Origin of the sequence: Chelativorans salis, assembly GCF_025336525.1 — a bacterium.
Lineage (GTDB): Bacteria > Pseudomonadota > Alphaproteobacteria > Rhizobiales > Rhizobiaceae > Chelativorans > Chelativorans salis.
The window spans coordinates 165751-185029 of sequence record NZ_JAOCZP010000004.1 but is presented as its reverse complement, the minus strand read 5'-3'; the positions used below and the strand labels follow the sequence as shown (position 1 = coordinate 185029).

At 62.5% G+C, this 19279-nt stretch carries 18 protein-coding genes; 10 read left to right on the top strand and 8 right to left on the bottom strand.

What is annotated here, in order from left to right; all coding sequences use genetic code 11:
* Window positions 1–29 precede the first annotated feature (29 nt).
* Together N5A92_RS14615 and N5A92_RS14610 are read right to left on the bottom strand one after the other, a co-directional pair.
* The gene (locus N5A92_RS14615) at window positions 30–1145 is read right to left on the bottom strand and encodes a hypothetical protein (protein WP_260904036.1); all 1116 of its coding nucleotides are present in this window, start codon (window positions 1143–1145) and stop codon (window positions 30–32) included.
* Window positions 1142–1843 carry a N5-glutamine methyltransferase family protein gene (locus N5A92_RS14610; protein WP_260904034.1) on the bottom strand — a complete coding sequence of 234 codons (702 nt, stop codon included), beginning with the start codon at window positions 1841–1843 and terminating at the stop codon, window positions 1142–1144. Before N5A92_RS14610 ends, N5A92_RS14615 begins: the two co-directional genes overlap by 4 nt.
* Before the next feature lie 203 nt (window positions 1844–2046).
* Here N5A92_RS14610 and N5A92_RS14605 point away from each other — a divergent pair, with 203 nt between their 5' ends.
* From N5A92_RS14605 to N5A92_RS14570, 8 genes are all read left to right on the top strand, one after another.
* Complete coding sequence (locus tag N5A92_RS14605; RefSeq protein ID WP_260904032.1) at window positions 2047–3360, top strand: lipopolysaccharide biosynthesis protein; 1314 nt, start codon at window positions 2047–2049, stop codon at window positions 3358–3360.
* On the top strand, window positions 3357–4532 hold the full coding sequence (locus N5A92_RS14600; RefSeq protein WP_260904030.1) for a GNAT family N-acetyltransferase: 1176 nt from the start codon (window positions 3357–3359) through the stop codon (window positions 4530–4532). The genes N5A92_RS14605 and N5A92_RS14600 overlap by 4 nt, the downstream gene beginning before the upstream one ends.
* Before the next feature lie 135 nt (window positions 4533–4667).
* The gene (locus tag N5A92_RS14595; protein ID WP_425248586.1) at window positions 4668–6230 is read left to right on the top strand and encodes a GumC family protein; all 1563 of its coding nucleotides are present in this window, start codon (window positions 4668–4670) and stop codon (window positions 6228–6230) included.
* 13 nt (window positions 6231–6243) lie between these two features.
* Complete coding sequence (locus tag N5A92_RS14590; RefSeq protein WP_260904027.1) at window positions 6244–7578, top strand: O-antigen ligase family protein; 1335 nt, start codon at window positions 6244–6246, stop codon at window positions 7576–7578.
* Window positions 7565–8326: a polysaccharide deacetylase family protein gene (locus N5A92_RS14585; protein WP_313958421.1), complete on the top strand. Its 762-nt coding sequence runs from the start codon at window positions 7565–7567 to the stop codon at window positions 8324–8326. The genes N5A92_RS14590 and N5A92_RS14585 overlap by 14 nt, the downstream gene beginning before the upstream one ends.
* Before the next feature lie 4 nt (window positions 8327–8330).
* A complete protein-coding gene (locus tag N5A92_RS14580) occupies window positions 8331–9596 on the top strand; it encodes a glycosyltransferase family 4 protein (protein ID WP_260904023.1) in 1266 nt (421 codons plus the stop codon).
* A 256-nt stretch (window positions 9597–9852) separates the two neighbouring features.
* Window positions 9853–10947 (top strand): glycosyltransferase family 4 protein, encoded by a 1095-nt coding sequence (locus N5A92_RS14575; protein WP_260904691.1) that lies wholly within the window; start codon window positions 9853–9855, stop codon window positions 10945–10947.
* Window positions 10948–11038: 91 nt separating this feature from the next.
* On the top strand, window positions 11039–12037 hold the full coding sequence (locus tag N5A92_RS14570; RefSeq protein WP_260904690.1) for a glycosyltransferase family 2 protein: 999 nt from the start codon (window positions 11039–11041) through the stop codon (window positions 12035–12037).
* A gap of 40 nt (window positions 12038–12077) precedes the next feature.
* Here N5A92_RS14570 and N5A92_RS14565 read toward each other — a convergent pair whose 3' ends face one another.
* The gene (locus N5A92_RS14565) at window positions 12078–12869 is read right to left on the bottom strand and encodes a phenylalanine 4-monooxygenase (RefSeq protein WP_260904021.1); all 792 of its coding nucleotides are present in this window, start codon (window positions 12867–12869) and stop codon (window positions 12078–12080) included.
* A 112-nt stretch (window positions 12870–12981) separates the two neighbouring features.
* Here N5A92_RS14565 and N5A92_RS14560 point away from each other — a divergent pair, with 112 nt between their 5' ends.
* Window positions 12982–13455 (top strand): Lrp/AsnC family transcriptional regulator, encoded by a 474-nt coding sequence (locus N5A92_RS14560; RefSeq protein WP_260904020.1) that lies wholly within the window; start codon window positions 12982–12984, stop codon window positions 13453–13455.
* Window positions 13456–13489: 34 nt separating this feature from the next.
* On the opposite strand, the gene N5A92_RS14555 is transcribed toward N5A92_RS14560, so the two are convergent.
* Complete coding sequence (locus N5A92_RS14555) at window positions 13490–13666, bottom strand: hypothetical protein (protein WP_260904019.1); 177 nt, start codon at window positions 13664–13666, stop codon at window positions 13490–13492.
* 216 nt (window positions 13667–13882) lie between these two features.
* Between N5A92_RS14555 and holA the strand changes: the two genes are divergently transcribed.
* On the top strand, window positions 13883–14920 hold the full coding sequence (gene holA, locus N5A92_RS14550; protein WP_260904017.1) for a DNA polymerase III subunit delta: 1038 nt from the start codon (window positions 13883–13885) through the stop codon (window positions 14918–14920).
* Window positions 14921–15024: 104 nt separating this feature from the next.
* On the opposite strand, the gene N5A92_RS14545 is transcribed toward holA, so the two are convergent.
* From N5A92_RS14545 to mnmG, 4 genes are read right to left on the bottom strand one after another with little or no spacing between them, the layout of a single operon-like run.
* Window positions 15025–15894 carry a ParB/RepB/Spo0J family partition protein gene (locus N5A92_RS14545; protein WP_260904015.1) on the bottom strand — a complete coding sequence of 290 codons (870 nt, stop codon included), beginning with the start codon at window positions 15892–15894 and terminating at the stop codon, window positions 15025–15027.
* A gap of 34 nt (window positions 15895–15928) precedes the next feature.
* Complete coding sequence (locus tag N5A92_RS14540) at window positions 15929–16723, bottom strand: ParA family protein (protein ID WP_260904013.1); 795 nt, start codon at window positions 16721–16723, stop codon at window positions 15929–15931.
* A gap of 34 nt (window positions 16724–16757) precedes the next feature.
* Window positions 16758–17396, bottom strand: coding sequence for a 16S rRNA (guanine(527)-N(7))-methyltransferase RsmG (gene rsmG, locus N5A92_RS14535; protein ID WP_260904010.1), 639 nt, complete (start codon window positions 17394–17396; stop codon window positions 16758–16760).
* Entirely contained in the window at window positions 17393–19258 is a 1866-nt protein-coding gene (mnmG, locus tag N5A92_RS14530; protein ID WP_260904004.1) for a tRNA uridine-5-carboxymethylaminomethyl(34) synthesis enzyme MnmG, read from the bottom strand. Before mnmG ends, rsmG begins: the two co-directional genes overlap by 4 nt.
* Between the last annotated feature and the right edge of the window lie 21 nt (window positions 19259–19279).

Genomic DNA, 19279 nt, shown 5'->3' with positions numbered 1-19279 from the left:
GGAGGTTCAGCGCAGACGGACCCTATCCGTCAGTCGAACCGGTCGCCAATCAGCCGGCTCCAATGCTCGCCGGCAATGCCGTTCAGGAATCCTTTGCCCTCCTGAAGCACTTGGACGATTCCGGCGTCACGTGCGTGCACGACGGTCGAGGCAAGATGCGTGAAGGCGACGCGTCGCCCGAGCATGGCTTCCAGCAGGGCCGGTTGGGTGCGTCCGCGCAGGCCGGCAAGACCTTGCTCCGCGGCGTGAGCAAACATGGCATCGATCACAGCGCCTGCTTGGCCTGGAAGGGTAAGCGTCTGCAGTACACGGCCGATCCGGCCCCGCCCGCCGTGGTAGAAGAAGCCGCCGACCGTCTTGCCGGTTCGCGAAACGACCTTGCAGAACATGGCGGGCCCATATTTCGCCTTGCTTTGCGCGTCAGCGAGGATTTGCTCAAGCTGCCCCGGCGCCCAGTCCGGTCGAAGCTGGAAGTGAGCGGTGAATGGCGCTACCAGTCCGGCAAACTCGTTTGGGGTGATTTCAACCGCGCTGCAGGTACCCACGCCCTTCCAGTTTTCCGGTATGCCGGACCAGCGCAAGGCATCCGCCGACATGCGCCTACGGGCGAGCGTATCGATCGTGCCCGCCAGCGGCGACAGCATAGCTAGAGCACGCATCTTCCCGGAAGCCGCTTGCGCAAGGAAGGAAAAGGGCCGGATCATGCGGACCCAGTCGAGGCTGTATTGCGGCAGCTGCACGCCGCGCAGCCGCGTCCACATTGCGGCCGACACCTCGCTCGCCGTCTCGCTGAAGGAGAGGTCCTGCGGCCCGGCGAGGAATGCTTTCAGAAGCCGTGCGCCCGCCATGGGATCGCTCTCACGGTCTTCCACCATGAGCGACCCGCAGACGGCGGCGCGCAGCGGCCGTCCCTCAAACGTCATCGGCAGCGTCGTCACGCCGATGAAGCCTGAAATGCCGCCGTCCTCCCTCAGATGCACGAGCGAGGCAATCTCCGGATCGTGCCCCGGAAATTCCAGGTAAAGCCGCCGCAGATAGACGGCGAGCGCTTCGGGCGGGGGCTGGCGTTGATCCCTGAAGATGCGCTGAAACAGCCCCGCGACGGCGGCTATATCGTCTTCCTGTAGCGGCCGAACGGCAGTCATTGCTCTTGCTTCTTGCGGGCAATGGCGACACGCGGCGTGCCGGCGGCGTCCGCGGCGAAGCGGGCCGGCTCGTAAAAACCGGCTCGGGTAAGCAGGATCTTGACCTGGCGGTCCTGCCCTTCGCCGAATTCGAAGGCGAGCCATCCACCGGGCTTGAGAAAGGCCGCTGCTTCACGCACGAGGCGCTGGTGGATCGAAAGACCGTAAGGCCCCCCATCGAAGGCCTCCCTCGGCTCGTTTTCGAGCAGAGCGGCGCGATCGCCTTCCAGGCGAAGGGTCGAGATATAGGGAGGATTGCAGACGACGAGATCGGCCTTGCCCTCCAACCCCTCATCCTGAAGCCCGGAGAAGAGGTCGCCCTGCACGACCTTGACGGAGCCGGCGAGGCCGCAGCGCTCGGCATTCCGCCGGGCAAGAGCCACCGTATCGTCAGTGAGGTCGGACGCCCAAACCCTTGCCGTTGGGACCGCGGCAGCGATAGCCAGTGCAAGGTTGCCCGAGCCGCAGCACATGTCGATCACGATTGCTTCACCGGACATCCCCTGCAGCAGTTCCACCGCGCTGCGGCCCAGAAGCTCCGTCTCCTCGCGCGGCACCAGAACGCCGGGAGCCATTTCCAACTCGATGCCCATGAAACGCACCGTCGGTGCCGAAGACAGCCCCTTCACGGAAATTTCGATTGGTTCTTGCTTCGCCATCCCACGCCCCTTTTCAAGCCGAAATGCCTGTATAGTCGACACAGGTAAATGGAGCTTGAAGCCGATTGCGAAGCCTCTGACCGCGTGTTAACCGCAAGATCATTCCCGCCGCGTATTAACGCTCGAAATAGGATAAAACGACGAGCGGTGATAGGTTTCCTTCGCCGGCGCGGGGGACAGCGCGCGGCAGGGCTTGGAATTTGATGTTCGGGGGCAAGCACATCACAGGCGACTTCAGGTCCTTCCTTGGGACGGTCTTCACCTATGTGGCGTCGAGCGGCAGCCTTCTCATCAGCTCCGCCGCGCAACTGGCGACGTTCGCAATCCTCGCCCGGTGGCTTGGCGTCGATGAGTTCAGCCTGTTCGTGGCAATCACCGCGATCTGCAGCGTCGCGCTGCATCTGTGCGGGCTCGGTGCCATGGAGACCTTGGTACGACGGGTGGCGCGAGACACTTCCGCCTATCCCGTTATGCTTGGTCACAATCTTATCCTGACGGGCATAAGCGGAGTGATCCTAGTGGCCGCAGGGGCGGTTGTGCTGCCCTTCCTGTTCAAGCTTTCAGACAACCCGGTCCTCAACCTCGTCTTCATCGTGGCCATGCTCGTCACGAATATCGTGCTCGTCCGGCTGATTGTGCTGACGGAGCAGATATTCATCGGGCGCAGCGAGTTCGGCACGGCCAACAAGGTGGTCGTGGGCTTCGCGGTCGCAAGGACGGCCGCCGCGGTCTTGGCGTGCGTCATATTTGACGTGTCGACGACGGGACAATGGGCGGTCTGGCAGCTCGCCTGCCATATCCTGGTTGCGCTCGTCTGCTTCCGCATTCTCATGCGGCTGGGCCGGCCCGAATTCAGGATCGTGCGGGAGGAGATCATGAACGGGATCTACTTCAGCGTTCCCTTCATCCTCCGGGCCGCACGCCAGAATGTCGATCTCCTGGTCCTGAGCCTCGTTTCGACTGCAGAGATCGTGTCGAGCTACAGCGTTGCGCGCAGGATGCTGGAAAGCAGCTATCTCTCGGTCGAGGCGCTCAACCGCCTCATCTATCCCGGCTCGGCGAGAGCCAGCGCGGGAGGACTGCACCAGATGGTCGAGCGGGTCAAAAAGGTGCTTGCCGCGGCGACGTTGATCTCTATCGCTGCCGCCATTGGCGTTTTCATCATCGCGCCGCTCCTGCCCTATCTGTTCGGCCACGATTACGTTTCGCTCGTCTCCTTCGTGCGCCTTATGTGCTGGATCGTCATATTGCTCGCGATCTGGTCGGTTGCGGTGGAGGCGTTGGGGGCATCCGGCAATCACGCCTATCGCGGCACCGTGATGTCGCTGGGCAGTCTCTTCGGCGCAGTCCTGACCGCCTGGGCCAGCTGGTATGCGCCGCCGACAGGCACAATCGTCTCCCTCTATGTCGTTGAGTTCGCGATGGTGGTGGCGTCATGGCTCGTCCTCGTGCACGTCATCCGCAAAAGCAAGGGCTCGGCTGCCGAGGCGCGTCTTCTGAGGGAGGCTCGGCCATGAAGGCTATAGAGATGCGCGATACCGGCGTTATGGCCGTGCCGGACAGCAAAGACATGGCGGCTGATCCGATCGCCGCGTGGCGTCGGGGACGTACACGCCCGATGGAAAAAGGCGACATCGCCTCCGTCGCTAAGCTGTTCAACTGCATCTTCAGGAAAAACGAGGCGGAGGGAAGCCCGGAGCTCCACCGCTACTTGGAGACAGTAACCTTCTCCAGCCCCCTCTACACACCGGAAAACGGAAGCATTGTCCACGAGAATGCCCAAGGGGAGATCGACAGTGCCATTCTGTCAGTTCCCATGCAGTTGCGGGTGGGCAAAAGAACGCTCACGGCAAGGCTTCTTTGCGCCTTCATGGCAAAAGACAAGTCCGGCGCCCTTGGCGCAGCCCATCTGGCGAGAACGCTTCGGGCGAAGCACCAGGATTTCTGCTTCTCCGACAATGCATCGCCGCGCAGCGCCGATCATTGGGAGGCCGGCGGCGGGCGTGTTCTTCCTGTTCAGAGCCTGGAGTGGCAGCGCGTCTTCCGTCCTTTCACGAGCTTTCTCCAGCGGCTTTTCGCTGCCGCTCCGGCTTTGCGGAAGCTCCCGCTGCGCGTCATCACCGTCCCGCTCGACCGTTTAGCGCGGCGGCTGTTACCCTCCTTCAAGCCGGCTGCCGGCCCCGGATATCGCATTGCACCGGCAGGTTACGAGGAGTTCAGGGAGTATGCGTGCACTGTGCTCAAGCGCTTTTACGTGCGACCTGCATGGTCGCGCGAGGAATTCTCCTGGCTTATCGGCCTGGCAAGCCAGAACACGGCATGCGGTCCGCTGAACTGCCGCAAAATTCTCGACCCGAAAGGCGAAACCGCAGGCTTTGTGCTCTACTTCGGCGAGGCGAACGGCATCGCCCGCGTGCTCAATCTCATTTGCGCGCAAGGAAGGGAGCGGGAAGTCATCGAACAGCTATGTGCCTTTTTCGATGCCGAAGGATATTGCGATGCAAGGGGCATGGCTCAGCCCTTCCTCATGAAGGCGATTATGCGGCAACGGCAACTCACCTTCAGGCATTCCGGCTATTTCTGTATGGCCAGCCGCCATCCCGAGATTGTAGATGCAGTTCTCGACGACAACATGTATATCGGCGGACTTGCATCGGAAAGCTGGAGCAACCTGCTCGTCGCATTCTGAGGCACTGGCGGCGCTTAGGGCGGGGAAGGGCCCGCTTTCCCACGGATTAAGATATGTTAAACCATAGCGCTTTAGGGTCCCCTTAAGTGTAATGAGGTCGTGGTGTCGGGCTGACCAGAGGCGGGCGAGACTGGCATGTATGAAGTAGCTGAACCGCGTCGCGGACGCCTTGGCAGCCGTCAAATCCCGGCCAAAAACCCCCAAGGGCAGGGTTCTCTCCTGAACATGTTTGCCGCCGCCGCGGAGGATCAGGCCAAAGCGGAACGGGCGGAACCGTCCGCGCAGGTCGTCGCGCCGGCCCCCTCCACGCGCTTCAGCGTTTCCGACCGTCTGGAGAGGCTGCGCGACCTTTCCCCGGACGACATCATCTCCTGGATCGACCAGGGAAAAGTTCTGATCGCCTCCATTACATTTGTCTGTGTGGCTATAGCGCTGGTCTACGCACTCACCGCCACTCCGCGCTATACCGCCTACACGGATATCGTTGTGGACCCGGCCAATCTGCAGGTCGTCAACGACGACGTGTTCGCAAACAACCAGCAGCGAGATACGCAACTGCTCGAGGTGGAAAGCAAGCTGAGGGTGTTGACATCACGCAACGTGCTGGAGCGCGTAATCGACAAGATGAACCTCACGGAGGATCCGGAGTTCGTCAAGCCCAGCCTGTTCGATCCGCTCAGGCGGATGATTTCCGGCACCCCCACGACGGCCGACCACAATTTGGGTGTCCTGCGTGCCCTTTCTGAGCGCGTCACTGCACAGAGGGAGGAGCGCTCCTATGTGGTCGTGCTCAGCGTGTGGACGGAAGACCCGTTGAAGTCGGTTGAGCTTTCCAACGCCATCGTGGATGCATTCGAGGCGGAACTGTTCGAGGCCGCTTCGCTGAGCGCGGGTCGGGTTGTGGCCAGCATCAGCGAACGGCTCGACGAGTTGCGCGCCAACGTAAGCGAGGCCGAGGCGCGTGTGGAGGAATTCAAGCGCAACAACGGCCTCCAGTCGAACGGCGAGGAGCTTGTCAGCGAGCGTCGCTCCACCGAGCTGGACGAGCAGCTCCTGCGGGCCCAGGAACGCCAGATCCAGCTTGAGATGCGTTACAACCAACTTAATCGGGCGCTGGAAGAAAGACGCTCTGCCACTCTTCCTGCGTTCCAATCCGAAGCGCTCATCGAACTGCGTGCCCAGTACGACCGTCTGCAGCAGCAGTTGCAGGCGCTTTCACTGACTTATCTCGACCGGCATCCGCGCTTGCAAACAATCAGGACCGAGATCACTGCCGTGGGGCGCGCGATCGAGACAGAGGCTCGCCGTATCGTCGATGCTGCCAGAATCGACGCGGAGCAGGCGCAGTCGGTGGTTGAAGAGTTGCGCCAGAAGGGGCTTGCCGAGCAGGCCGAGGTCTACAACGACAACAGCGCCCTGGTGATGCTCCGCGAACTGACGCGCGATGCGAGGGCCAAGGCCGCACTCTACGAAACCTTCCTGTCCCGCAGTCAGGAGATCACCGAGCGGCAACAGATCAATACGAGCAACATCCGCGTCATTTCGCACGCCGCGCCGCCCAAGTCGCGAAGCTGGCCACCCCGCACGATTATCATTCTGGCCGCCGGCGTTTTTATAGGGCTCCTCCTCGGCCTCGGCGCGGCGCTGTTGCTTGGCCTGTTCAGATATTCCAGCCAGCCGCAAGCCGCCGCGCGATGAGGGAGCGCCCGAGATGCAGACGGCGCAGCTGACGGCCGTCGACCTGCCGGAGAAAGGGCTCGGTACGGCAGCGCGGACCGTGCTGTTCATGGCGCTCTTCTTCTTTTTCTGGATTTCGCTCAATCCCTTCGTGGATCTGACGGGCGCGGCGGTTCTTGATCCCTCCGCAGGCGTTTCCAATCGGCTCAACCAGCTCATCTCCCTAGGGCTATCGGGCTCCATCCTGCTTTTCGGCATGCTACACACGCTGCGCAATACGATCCTTCAGCCGCGTGCCTTGCTCATCCCGCTGTTCTCCTGGTTTCTGTTCGTTTCCCTCCTGTCCAACTATCCGATGCTTGGCATCAAAGGCGTGGTGCTGGCGATCCTGATGACCGTCAATGCCAGCTTCTATCTGCTTCTCCCCGTTTCCGAGCGTCATTTCGCCAAGATGCTGGCCTTCGGGACGCTCGCAGCGCTGGCGCTTTCCTACTACGGCATCGTCTTCAACCCGGCGATCTCGATCCATCAGGCTTCCGAGTTGCGCGAGCCGATGAACGCCGGACTGTGGCGTGGGCACTTCCCGCACAAGAACAGCGCCGCCGCCGCAATGGTCGTCGCCACTTTCTTTGGTCTTTTCGTCATGAGCGTTTGGTCGCGCTTCCTCGGGGCGGTCATTGTCGTGCTAGCGGTATTCTTCCTGCTTCAAACCGGCGGCAAGACATCCAGTGCCATGCTACCGGCCACCATCATCGTAGCCTGGACCTTCGAGCGCTTCCGCTTCCTGCGGATACCCATAGCGGTCGGTGGCATCGCGCTGTTCAACCTCCTCGCGGTCGGTTCTGCCGTGATAAAGCCGTTCGGCGAGTTTCTCACGCAGCTCGGCATCGATGCGACCTTCACGAACCGCGCCGATATCTGGCGCTTCGCCTTTTCCGCCATCTCTGACAATCCAATCCTCGGACATGGCTTCAAGGCATTCTGGCAGACGGAAGAGCTGGTCTATAGCGGTGGCACGATCGAAACCTGGGCCGTAGCTGCCGCAAACGGACACAATTCCTATCTCGACATCGCGCTCACCACCGGCATCCCCGGGCTGGTGCTGACGCTGATCTGGGTTCTCTTTCTGCCGCTTCGCGACATTTCGCGCATGGGACCGGAGGAACAGCATTCGCCGCTCACCCGGCTTTACACGCGGATCTGGCTCTACACGCTGTTCAACGCCGGTCTCGAAAGCCTGTTCTATGAAGGCGGCAACATGCTCTGGTTCACCTTCATGCTGGCGCTTTATGGCTTCCGGTTCCAGGCGTCGGCTCGGACGATTCATTCACGGGGAGGGCGACAGCCTAGGGGCAATGCGGGGTTTTGAAGGAAGAGCCGACGAACTGATCGACCGCGCGATCAATCGTCTGGTATGGAAAATGGCTGCGCGGGAGCGGGAGGTGCTGACCGACACCCCGCTCGTCACCTTCACCTTCGATGACGTGCCGGACACGGCGCTGACAAACGGCGCGGCAATCCTCGAGAAATACGGCGGCCGCGGCACCTTCTATATTTCAGGCGGTATCGCTTCGCGCGTCGAGCCCGATCGCACGCTGATCTCGGGCGAGGGCTGCCGCGAACTCTTCCAGCGCGGACACGAGATCGGCTGCCATACCTTCGCCCATCGCAAGCTCCGCTCCCTTGATGCAAGCCTGAGTGCGGATTTGACGAAGAATGCGGCCTATCTGAAGGCGGCAGGCGTCGAGCAGCCCGTCCGCAACTTCGCCTTTCCGTATAACGCCGCTTGGCCCCCCGCTCGTCGAACGCTCCGCTCCCTCTACGCCACCTGCAGAGGGGCGGGCGAGGCGATCAATCGCGGCAAGGTGGATCATCTGATGCTCAAGGGTGTGGAGATCCGCCAGCCGGACGACCACTCACGCTCGCTCACCCGCTGGATCGACGATGTGGCGGCAATGCCGGGATGGCTGATCTTCTTCACGCACGACATCGCCGATACACCAACCCAATTCGGCTGCACCCCAGGGACGTTCGAGCATCTGGTCGCCTATGCGGCAAAGAACTGCAGGATCGTGACGATAGGCGAAGCCGTCGCGCAACTCGGCTGGGAAGGGTAGGCCGATGACGACAGATGCCCCGCGGCTGCTTGCCATCAACAACTACTTCTACCGACGGGGAGGGGCCGAAGCGGTTTTCTTCGATCACATGGCGCTGTTTGCCGGGATCGGCTGGGACGTTGTGCCTTTTGCCATGCAGCACGAACGGAACGAGCCCTCCGCGTGGTCCGACTACTTCATCTCCGAGATCGAGTACGGCAACCAGCACGGTGCGCTCACCAAGGCGATGCACGCTGCCAAGGTCATCTATTCATTTGAGGCCCAACACAAGCTTTCAAGGCTGATAGAAGCCGCGCCGCCGACGATCGCGCACGCGCACAACGTCTATCACCACCTCTCGCCGGCCATCTTCTCAACGCTCAAGGCGGCGGGAGTTCCGGTGGTCATGACCGCACACGATCTGAAACTTGGCTGCCCCGCCTATAAGATGCTGCGCCATGGCGTCGTGTGCGAGAAGTGCAAGGGAGGCCGCGTTCACAACGTGGTCCTGAACCGCTGCGTGAAGGATTCGTTTGCCGTCAGCGGCATAGTCTTCGTCGAGACGATCGTGCACCGGCTGCTCGGGCTCTATCGCGACAAGGTCGACCGCTTCGTCGTGCCGAGCCGCTTCTATCGTGAGAAGCTCATCGAATGGGGCTGGCCGGCCGAAAAGCTTGTCTACATCCCGAATTTCGTCAACGCGTCGCATCTGAGGACGGATTGGACCGAGCGGGACCATTTCGTCTACGCTGGAAGGCTGGCGCCGGAGAAGGGCATTACCACGCTCATCCGCGCTGCGGCCTTGTCCGGTCAGAAGCTCGTCATCGCGGGCACTGGCCCGGAAGAGGCGGCGCTGCACGCTCTGGCGCGTGATAGCGGCGCCGACATCACCTTTGCCGGATATGTGTCAGGCGAAAACCTGCACCGCCTGATTGGCGAGGCGAAGGCCCTGATCCTTCCTTCGGAATGGTACGAGAACGCGCCGATCAGCGTTCTGGAGGCGTACGCGCTCGGACGGCCGGTCATCGGCTCCGCCATCGGCGGCATCCCCGAGATGATCAAGGAAGGTGAAACGGGCCATACGGCTGAAGCCGGATCGCCTGAAAGCCTCGCCCATTCCATGCTTAGAGTCGCGTCCCTGTCGATCGCCGAGCGCGCCGCGATGGGAATGCGCGGCAGAGAGTGGGTTTTGACCGAGTTTTCGGCCCTTCGCTACCGGCAACGCACGCTCGACCTTTATGCCGCACTTACTTCGTCCGACGTCGGCGGTATACGGCGGCACGAGACGTAGTTGCGCGACTTGCCGGCCCGATTCACGCTTCTTTTAGAGATCGCGGCTATCGTCCGGCATCATTCCTGGAGAGGTGATGTCTGACGTCAACACAGCAGCCGCCTGCGAGAGCCTTGGCGCTGAGCCGCGAAGGCCGTCTGACGGACTTCTCCATACGTCCGAGCAGTCCATGCCTGCGGAAGCAGTGCGCACCGCGAACACCGTTCACCTCTCTTCACCAGCCTCGGCCACGGACTTCCAAACGGGACGCGTCACCATGCTCGGCCTGCGCGGCATCCCGAACGTCCAGGGCGGGGTGGAGCGGCATGTCGAAATGCTCAGCCGCGAACTGACCCGCCTCGGCTGGCAGGTCACCGTGATCGGACGCCGGTCATACCTGCCTGAAAGGACGGCAACGAGCTGGAACGGAGTCGATGTGGTGCCGATCTGGTCGCCACGGAAGGTGGCGCTGGAGGCGGCCATCCACACGCTTCTCGGTGTGCTTTATTCGGGTCTCCACCGACCGGATATTCTGCACATTCACGCGATCGGCCCTTCGCTGATGGTGCCGCTCGCCCGACTCCTCGGCCTGAAGGTCGTCGTGACCCATCATGGCTTCGACTATAACCGGCAAAAATGGGGCCCCGCCGCCAAGAGAATCCTGAAACTCGGTGAGGCGCTTGGCATGCGATTCGCCAACGGGCGTATCGCAATCGCCGGCGGCATCGCCGAGGCGATGCGGGCCCGCTATGGCGTTCCCGTCAACTTTATTCCAAACGGTGTCGCAATCGATATTGCCGAGGATGGAGGGAAGGTGCTCGAGCACTCCGACCTGTCCCCGCAAGGCTATATCCTGACGGTGGCGCGCCTTGTGCCGGAGAAGCGCCAGACAGACCTGATCGACGCCTTCGCTAAGCTGAAGAACCCAGTCCACAAGCTGGTGATTGTCGGCGGCAGCGAGTTTGAAACCTCCTATTCCCGCCAGCTCGCGGAAAAAGCACGCGAGGTGCCGGGCGTCGTCATGACCGGCTTCCAGACGGGGAATAGCCTGGCAGCGCTCTTCGCGAACGCTGCGCTCTTCGTCCTGCCGTCCAGCCACGAGGGGATGCCTATAGCGCTCCTGGAGGCGCTCGGGCATGGCCTGCCGGTTCTTGCGAGTGATATCCCCGCCAATCTGGAGGTGGGCCTACCGATGGAAGATCACTTCCCCCTCGGCGACGTCGATGCCCTGGCCGCCGCGATTGAGCGCAAGCTCTCTGCCGCCTCTTCACCAGATGAACGGCGCCGCAAGATCCAGCAGATCGAGGATCGCTATGGTTGGGCCTCGATCGCCGAGCGGACGGCCGCCGTCTACAGCTCATTGCTGGCCTGAACGCGCGTTCGAGGAACCCGAATGTCCCGGCATGCACGCAGGAATCATCATCCACGAGCGGGCGTGTAAGCAGTCGGCAGAGGGGGCGATTTTGGCCGTCAGCATCATCATTAAGACGCTAAACGAAGAAAAGCACATCGCTTCGACCGTCGAGCACGCGCTTGCCGGCCTGGCGGGCGGAGAGGGGGAGGTGATCGTCTCCGACAGCGGCTCCACCGACCGGACGGCCGAGATCGTCTTTCACTATCCCGCCACCATGGTCCAGATTGTCGAACCGGCGCAGCCCAGTTGCGGCATCGGCGGCCAACTCGGCTTCCAATACGCCCAACACGATTTCATTTGCCTCCTCGACGGCGACATGGATCTGGATCCGACCTTTCTCACCGAGGCAGTGGAATATTTACGTGCACACCCGGACGTGGCGGGCGTGACCGGGCACGTGGAGGAGATCAACCTTGTCAACCTGGAGTTCACGCGCCGCGTCACCCGCAATGCGCCGGAAAACCGGATCGGCGAGGTCGACCGGATGAACGGCGGCGGGGTCTATCGCCGCGAAGCCATAGAAAGCGTCGGCTATCTTACCGACCGCAACTTGCATGGCTACGAGGAATTCGACCTCGGCATTCGCCTACGGAGCGCTGGCTGGCGGTTGATCCGTCTGGACAGGCGTTTCGTGCGCCACTACGGCCATGTCGAAAACTCCTTTCGGCTCCTCTTGAGACGCTGGAAGAGCAAATATCTCTTCGGCATCGGCGAGGTGCTGCGCGGGGCGGTGGGCAAGCCCTACTTCCGGCAGATGCTGAGCGAATTGCCGGAACTCAGGCTTTGGGCGCTGGTCTTGGCGTGGATCGTCCTTTCGCTGTCGCTCCTCCTCTTCCTTCCCGGGAAGCTGCTGTCGCTGGCCATCGTCTTGGGGTTGTTCGCCTTCGTCGTGCTTGCCATGTCGCTGCGCAAAGGTGGTTTAGTCATGGGGACCTACTCCGTGGTCGCGTGGCTGTTTCACGCGGCTGCTCTTCCCATGGGCTTTCTACGCACACGCGTCGATCCCCAAGCCTGGATTGAAAGCCGCAGGCTGGGCGACGAAGCATGAAAGCTCCCCTCATCGAAGCGATGGCGGGGCCGTGTATCGGTCAGGACGCTTTCGCTTCGAACGCCGGCGGGAAATCGCCAAACGCCTTCGCTTCGTTTATCCGCGCTGCAATATCCTCCTCGATAATGGACTCGAGCTGCGCAAAGCCGTCGATGACGTAGTAGATCGGCTGGACGATATCGATCCGGTAGGGCGTGCGCAGCACAGTCATCAGATCGAAGGGCCGGAACTCGACGTCTGTCGATTCCATAGCATTGCACGTCTCGCTCGGCGACGACACGATACCCGCACCGTAGCAGCGCCGACCTTGCGGCGTGTCGATCAGGCCGAACTCCACTGTAAACCAGAAGATGCGGAAAAGGTGCCAGGAATAGCCCTTGCCGAGGTCCGCGGCCTTTTCTCCGAAGCGGCGGACAAAGTTAGCGTAGCTCTGGTTCGTAAGAAGCGGGCAATGGCCGAAGACCTCATGGAAGAGGTCGGGCTCTTCGATATAGTCGATATGCTCGCGCCGGCGCATGAAGGTGGCGAGCGGGAACTTGCCCTGTGATAACAGCTCATAGAAGCGTGACGGCGGGATAAGGGCCGGCACGCCTTCGACGCCGAAGCCAGTACTCTCGTTGAGCCGCCCGTTGACGTCCTTGAGCTGGGGAACCTTGTCCGGTTTCAAACCGAGTGTGCGAACCCCTTCGAGATATTCGTTGCAGGCCTTGTCGGCCAGCAGCTTCATCTGCCGCCGATAGAGCTCGCCCCAGATCGCATCTTCGTCGGGCGTGTAGAGATAGGTGCCGTCCGGCTCCGGCAGCTTGGCGGTATAGGTGCTTTCCTTGGTCATGACGCCTCCTCGTTCGTCAGGACAGATTGCTGTTGCAATTATACCTCGAACGGGCTGAGTATTTGTTTCACAATTGCCGGGTATCGGCTAACTGGCGGGAGGAGTTTTCAAGATGCCGTCAGATCTGAAAGAAAAATTTCAGTCACGTCGCCGGTTACTGCGCCTGCTGCAAGCCGACAGCGGCCAATCGCTTGGGGAACTGGCGGAAAAGGCCGGCATGTCGCAAAGCTCTGCCTGGCGCCGGCTTCAGGAGCTGGAAGCCGAGGGCGTGATCCGAAAGCGTGTCGCATTGCTCGATCCGGCCAGGCTCGACCTGAAACTCTGCATCATCGCGCATGTGACGCTGGAGGATCACCACGACGAGGCGCTCGCCTCCTTTTCGGCCGTCGTCAGGGACCGACCGGAGATCATGGAGTGTTATGCGCTGTCGGGCACCTTCGACTATATGCTGAAGATCCGCGCGGCGGACGTCGAAAGCTACGAGCTATTCATGACGCGATACCTGATGCGCAACCCGCACGTACGCACGGTCGTGTCGAGCTTTGTGCTGCGAGAACTCAAGTCGACGACGGAACTGCCGATCTAAAGGCGGAGCATTCTCGCCCTGCACGCACTGCGCGCTAAGGGCCGGCCAGCGCCGACGCAATCTCAAGCGCACTCACGAAAAGACCTATGAGGGCAAGAGCTGTGAGAAGGTCGACCACCCCCTCCCTGGAAAGCCGCCCTTGGGCGAGCGCTTCTACGGCACGCCGCCCGGAGGCCTCCATCGCGCATTGCGTGAGAGCGAGCGATTCCACGGGAACCTCCTGTTCTGCCTCCACCACCCGGCCGGAGGACGAAGGAGGCGAAGGATCCCGACATTTTCGGAGGCGCATTTATTCTGATTGACTTTGGGAGAGATCCGGGTACGGACCCGGTGCAGCCTCCCGCTGCTCACCGACGCCGCGTCATTTGCCTGCGCATCCACACTTGCGCCGCTTCACATCGACCGGCCGCTCGCCTAGTTTGGGACCATGGCACAGAAGAAAGCGCATGAAGTCGACGCTTGGCTCGCCCGACCCGACCACGACATACCGGTTGTTCTGATCTATGGGCCCGACCGAGGGCTGGTGTCGGAGCGGGCGCGGATGTTCGCTCAGAAGACCGGCCTGCCGCTCGATGACCCCTTCACCGTGGTCAGGATCGACGCCACCGACATGGATCAGCAGGGGCGCCTGCTGGACGAGGCGCGCACGGTTCCGATGTTTGCAGAGCGCCGCCTCGTATGGGTTCGCGGCGCCGCCAACCACAGCGCGTTAGCCGCCGATGTGGCCGCCCTTATCGCCGATCCGCCGGCCGACAGCGTGGTGTTGATCGAGGCCGGTGATCTAAAGAAGAGCGCCGCGCTGCGCACTGCTGTCGAACGTGGCCATTCCGCCATGGCTCTTCCCTGCTACGCCGACGACGGGCGCGGCATCGACGCGGTGATCGATGAGGTTCTTGCCGCCGCCGGTCTGTCGATCGCGCTCGAAGCGCGGCAGCTTCTGAAGGCCAATCTGGGCGGTGACCGGCTCGCCTCGCGTGGCGAATTGGAGAAGCTGGCGCTCTACTGCGCCGACGCCGACGAGGTTACGGCCGAGGACGTGCGTGCGGTCATCGGCGACGTCTCCCGCCTCTCCGCCGACGATGCGGTGGACGCCGTGCTCGGCGGCCGCATCGCCGCGTTCGACACGCTCTTCACGCGCCATCTCGCCAGCGGTAACCCACCCTTCATGGTCCTTTCCGCTGCCCTGCGCCAGGTACAGGCGCTGCAGCTGATGCGTGAGCAGGTGGACCGTCAGGGCAAGACGCCGGCCGCCGCCGTCGCGTCCACCCGGCCGCCCGTTTTCTTCACTCGCCGACGCGCGGTCGAGCAGGCTCTGCAACGCTGGAACCAAGCCATGCTCCAAGCCGCAGCAAACCGCCTGCAAGGCGCCATCCTGAAATCCCGCCAGCATCCGGCCGTGGCCGAACCCCTCAGCCGCCAGGCCCTTCTTGCGCTGGCGATCGAAGGTGCGCGAGCTGCACGATAAGGAACTTTGCCGGCTAAAATAACCACAGGTAGCCGTGAACCCTCGGGTCAAGCTGGCGAAGACGGGATGTGTTGAGGTTGCAGTTGCGCGCACCCAGTGGAACGCTACCGCTGCAGTAGCCGACAGAGCTCGTCGAGCTGCTCAAGCGTGCGGTAAGCGATGCGCAACTCACCGCCCTTTTCCTTATGACTGATCGTCACCTTCATGCCGATATGGTCGCCCAGGAGCTTTTCCAGCGACAGCGTGTCGGCATCCTTCTCCTTGCGCGCCGCGCTACCCGGTGTTGGCTCCGCATCCGGTGCGGCAGCGAGCGCCTCCGCCTGGCGCACGGAGAGCCCCTGCTCGACGATACGCTTGGCAAGGCTTGCCGCATCAGTGGCATTGACCAGCGTACGCGCGTGACCGGCTGTCAGCGAACCGTCGACAATAAGATCGCTCACGGCGGACGGCAGCTTGAGCAGCCGCAGCGTGTTCGCCACGTGGCTGCGGCTCTTGCCAATGACCTGACCGAGATCGGCCTGGGTGTAGCTATGCTCGTCCATAAGCTGCTGATAGCCGCGCGCCTCCTCGATCGGATTGAGATCCGAGCGCTGCACGTTCTCAATGATTGCAAGCTCAAGCGCCGCCTTGTCGTCGACATCGCGGACGATGACGGGAATCTCCGTCAGGCCGGCCCGCTGAGCGGCACGCCAGCGGCGCTCGCCGGCGATGATCTCGAAGCGACCGTCCGCTGCCGCTGGCCGCACCACCACCGGCTGCACGATACCGTGCTCGCGGATCGATTGGGCAAGATCGCCGAGTTCGTCCTCCGCAAAGCTACGCCGTGGGTTGCGCGGGTTAGGCGAAATGAACTCTATCGGCACCACCCGGTCGGCGCGCACCACCTCCTGCTCGCTCGCCGAAGGATTATCCATTTCGCCGATCAGAGCGGCCAGGCCGCGGCCGAGACGTTTACGCGAGGCATCTTCGTTCATGTCGGTTCCACACCCTGGAGACTATGCGAGAAACTCATGCCGCCCGCAGGCGCCGCTCGCGCCGGATCACCTCGGAGGCCAGCTGTAGATAGGCCTGGCTGCCGGAGCATTTCAGGTCATAGAGGATCGCCGGTTTGCCATAGGAAGGCGCTTCCGAGACGCGCACATTGCGCGGGATCACCGTGTCGTAGACTGTGTCGCCCATATGGGCGCGCACGTCCTCGACCACCTGGTTGGCCAGATTGTTACGCCGGTCGAACATGGTCAGCACGATGCCCTGTATGGTTAGGCGTTGGTTAATGGTGCTGCGGATCTGCTCCACTGTTTCGAGAAGCTGGCTCAGCCCCTCGAGCGCAAAAAACTCGCACTGCAGCGGCACGAGCACCGAATCGGCCGCCGCCATGGCGTTCAACGTCAGGAGATTGAGCGAGGGAGGGCAATCGATCAGCACGTAGGAGTAGGGCACGCCGTTCGGCGCCTCCCGCAGCGCCCGGCGCAGCTTCAGGACCCGGTCCGGCGCATCCGCGATCTCCATTTCTATGCCGAGCAAGTCAAGCGTCGAGGGAATGACGGCCAGACCCGGCACCGCCGTTTCCATCGCAGCCCCCCGGACATCAGCAGCGCCGGTCAGAACGTCGTAAGACGAGACCATGCGTGCCTGCCGGTCGATGCCGAGACCGGTGCTGGCGTTACCCTGTGGGTCGATATCGACGATCAACACCCGTTCGCCGATGGCCGCAAGAGCGGTGGCTAGGTTGATGGCCGTGGTCGTCTTGCCGACTCCGCCTTTCTGATTTGCCACTGTAATGATGCGCGATGGCGTGCTCATGGGCCCCTGCAGCCAGATTCTTCCAACATCACCGTCACCGGCGCGAGAAGCGGCGGAGATCGTTGATCTCCAGAATCACGCCGTCACCGGTCGACTCGCTGTGTTCTACCAGATCGAACTGCCAGGCGTCACCGCTTTCTTCCACTTCACGCCGGTAATCCCGACCTTTATGAAAGAGGGCCCTTGCGCCTTGGATGAGCCAGGGTTCGGCAAGCTCCAGCAGACGCCCCAATGGCGCCAATGCGCGCGCGGTGACGATTTCCGGTGTTGGAACCGTCGCATAGCAGTCCTCGATCCGCCGCGCATGAACTGTGGCTGGGGCGCCGAGACCCGCCAGCGTCGTCTGCAGAAACGCCGCCTTCTTGCGGTTGCTTTCCAGCAGATCAATGTGCGCTTCGGCCCGATCGGTGAGCAGAATGGCGACCACTGCGCCGGGAAAGCCACCGCCGGAACCGAGGTCCAGCCATCGCCTCACCTCTGGAGCTATGCAAACGAGCTGGGCGCTGTCGAGAATATGCCGTTCCCACAGATGCGGAAGCGTGGAAGGGGCGGCAAGGTTGATGCGTGCAGACCAGCGCCGGAACGCGGCCTCAAAAGCCTCCAAACGGACAAATGTTTCACGTGAAACGGGGCCGGCGACCTCCTGCAGCGCCGCAAAACGTCCTTCCGTCACGCGGCACCCCGCGTTTCATCTTGGCGCAGGGCCATCAGGATCAGCGCAAGCGCAGCCGGCGTCATCCCGTCGATCCGCTGCGCCTCGGCCAGCGTGCGCGGTCTTAGCAGCCGCAGCTTGTCCTTCAGCTCATTGGAAAGACCCGACACCGAATCGAAATTCGCATCCGCGGGGATGGCCCTACTCTCGTCCTGCCGGAGCCGATTCGCATCCGCCGCCTGCCGCTCCAGATAGACTGCATAGCGCGCCTCGGTCTCCAGCCGCTCGGCCGTCTTCGGTGGTATATCACCCAGTTCCGGCCAAATCCGCACCAATTGCGCAAGCGTCACATCGGGGTAGGACAAAAGGTCGTAGGCGCTGCGACGAATCCCGTCATGGTTGAGTGAAATGCCGTGACGCATCGCCTCATTCGGCGTCAGGTCATGGCTCCGGGCAGCGTCGCGCGCCTCAGCCAACGCCTTCTCCGCCTGCTGGAACCGCGCCCGACGCTCCGCCGAGGCAATACCCCATTCCATCGCCAGGGGCGTCAGCCGTGTGTCCGCATTGTCCGCGCGCAGTGACAGGCGGAACTCGGCACGCGAGGTAAACATGCGGTAGGGCTCACTCACCCCCCGTGTCACAAGGTCGTCCACCATCACGCCAATATAAGCGTCCGCCCGGCTGAAGACGACGGATGCAGCCCCCGAAGCCACCCGCGCCGCATTGAGTCCGGCGAGGACGCCCTGCGCGGCGGCCTCTTCGTAGCCGGTCGTCCCGTTGATCTGCCCGGCCAGAAAAAGTCCGCCGACGCGCCGGGTCTCCAGCGAAGGCTCCAGCTCGCGTGGGTCGACATGGTCATATTCGATGGCGTAACCCGGCTGCAGCATGCGCGCCCCGGCAAGTCCGGGGATGGTCTTCAGGAAGGCGTGCTGCACCTCTTCAGGAAGCGAGGTGGAGATGCCGTTTGGATAGACCGTGTCGTCGTCCAGCCCCTCGGGCTCCAGGAATATCTGATGGCCGTCGCGTTCGCCAAACTTAACTATCTTATCCTCGATTGACGGGCAATAGCGCGGCCCGACGCCACCGATCGCGCCGGAATACATGGCCGAGCGCGTGATGCTCTCCTGAATAATCGCATGCGTCTCCGCCGTAGTGCGGGTGATGCCGCAGGCGATCTGCGGGTTGACGATCCAGTCGGTGAGCAAGGAGAAGGGTATCGGTGCCTCGTCCGCCTCCTGCCAGCCAAGTCCACTCCAGTCGATAGTGCGTCCGTCGAGACGCGGCGGCGTTCCCGTCTTCAGCCGCCCCAGTGCGAACCCGGCCTGCTCCATGGAAGCCGAAAGCCGCTTCGCCGCCGGCTCATTCACCCGCCCTGCGGGGATCGTCTTCTCGCCGATGTGAATGAGCCCGCGCAGGAACGTACCGGTGGTCAGAACCACCGCTCCGCAATCGATCCGGCGCTCATCGGAAACGATCACATGGCTGATCCGGCCATTCTCGATGCCTAGCGCATGCGCCTCCGCCTCCACCACCTGGAGGTTCTCCTGGCGGGCGATTGCCGCCTGCATGGCTTCGCGATAGAGCCGCCGGTCCGCCTGAGTGCGCGGGCCACGCACCGCCGGTCCCTTGCGCCTGTTCAGGAGGCGAAACTGGATGCCTGCCGCGTCCGCCAAGCGGCCCATCAGCCCGTCCAGCGCATCCACCTCGCGCACGAGCTGTCCCTTGCCGATCCCGCCGATGGCGGGGTTGCAGGACATCACGCCGATCGTGTCCCGCCGCAGCGTGACGAGCGCCGTCTTTGCACCCATGCGCGCAGCCGCCGCGGCCGCCTCGCACCCAGCGTGGCCGCCACCGATCACCACGACATCGAAAATCTCGCCCATAATTGCTCCTTCTCGAGTGCA

What these genes read in the sequence shown, in the direction of transcription:
- N5A92_RS14615 (WP_260904036.1), bottom strand. Translation starts at nt 1,145, where the DNA reads ATGACTGCCGTTCGGCCGCTACAGGAAGACGATATAGCCGCCGTCGCG.
- N5A92_RS14610 (WP_260904034.1), bottom strand. Translation starts at nt 1,843, where the DNA reads ATGGCGAAGCAAGAACCAATCGAAATTTCCGTGAAGGGGCTGTCTTCG.
- N5A92_RS14605 (WP_260904032.1), top strand. Translation starts at nt 2,047, where the DNA reads ATGTTCGGGGGCAAGCACATCACAGGCGACTTCAGGTCCTTCCTTGGG.
- N5A92_RS14600 (WP_260904030.1), top strand. Translation starts at nt 3,357, where the DNA reads ATGAAGGCTATAGAGATGCGCGATACCGGCGTTATGGCCGTGCCGGAC.
- N5A92_RS14595 (WP_425248586.1), top strand. Translation starts at nt 4,668, where the DNA reads ATGTATGAAGTAGCTGAACCGCGTCGCGGACGCCTTGGCAGCCGTCAA.
- N5A92_RS14590 (WP_260904027.1), top strand. Translation starts at nt 6,244, where the DNA reads ATGCAGACGGCGCAGCTGACGGCCGTCGACCTGCCGGAGAAAGGGCTC.
- N5A92_RS14585 (WP_313958421.1), top strand. Translation starts at nt 7,565, where the DNA reads ATGCGGGGTTTTGAAGGAAGAGCCGACGAACTGATCGACCGCGCGATC.
- N5A92_RS14580 (WP_260904023.1), top strand. Translation starts at nt 8,331, where the DNA reads ATGACGACAGATGCCCCGCGGCTGCTTGCCATCAACAACTACTTCTAC.
- N5A92_RS14575 (WP_260904691.1), top strand. Translation starts at nt 9,853, where the DNA reads ATGCTCGGCCTGCGCGGCATCCCGAACGTCCAGGGCGGGGTGGAGCGG.
- N5A92_RS14565 (WP_260904021.1), bottom strand. Translation starts at nt 12,869, where the DNA reads ATGACCAAGGAAAGCACCTATACCGCCAAGCTGCCGGAGCCGGACGGC.
- N5A92_RS14560 (WP_260904020.1), top strand. Translation starts at nt 12,982, where the DNA reads ATGCCGTCAGATCTGAAAGAAAAATTTCAGTCACGTCGCCGGTTACTG.
- holA (WP_260904017.1), top strand. Translation starts at nt 13,883, where the DNA reads ATGGCACAGAAGAAAGCGCATGAAGTCGACGCTTGGCTCGCCCGACCC.
- N5A92_RS14545 (WP_260904015.1), bottom strand. Translation starts at nt 15,894, where the DNA reads ATGAACGAAGATGCCTCGCGTAAACGTCTCGGCCGCGGCCTGGCCGCT.
- N5A92_RS14540 (WP_260904013.1), bottom strand. Translation starts at nt 16,723, where the DNA reads ATGAGCACGCCATCGCGCATCATTACAGTGGCAAATCAGAAAGGCGGA.
- mnmG (WP_260904004.1), bottom strand. Translation starts at nt 19,258, where the DNA reads ATGGGCGAGATTTTCGATGTCGTGGTGATCGGTGGCGGCCACGCTGGG.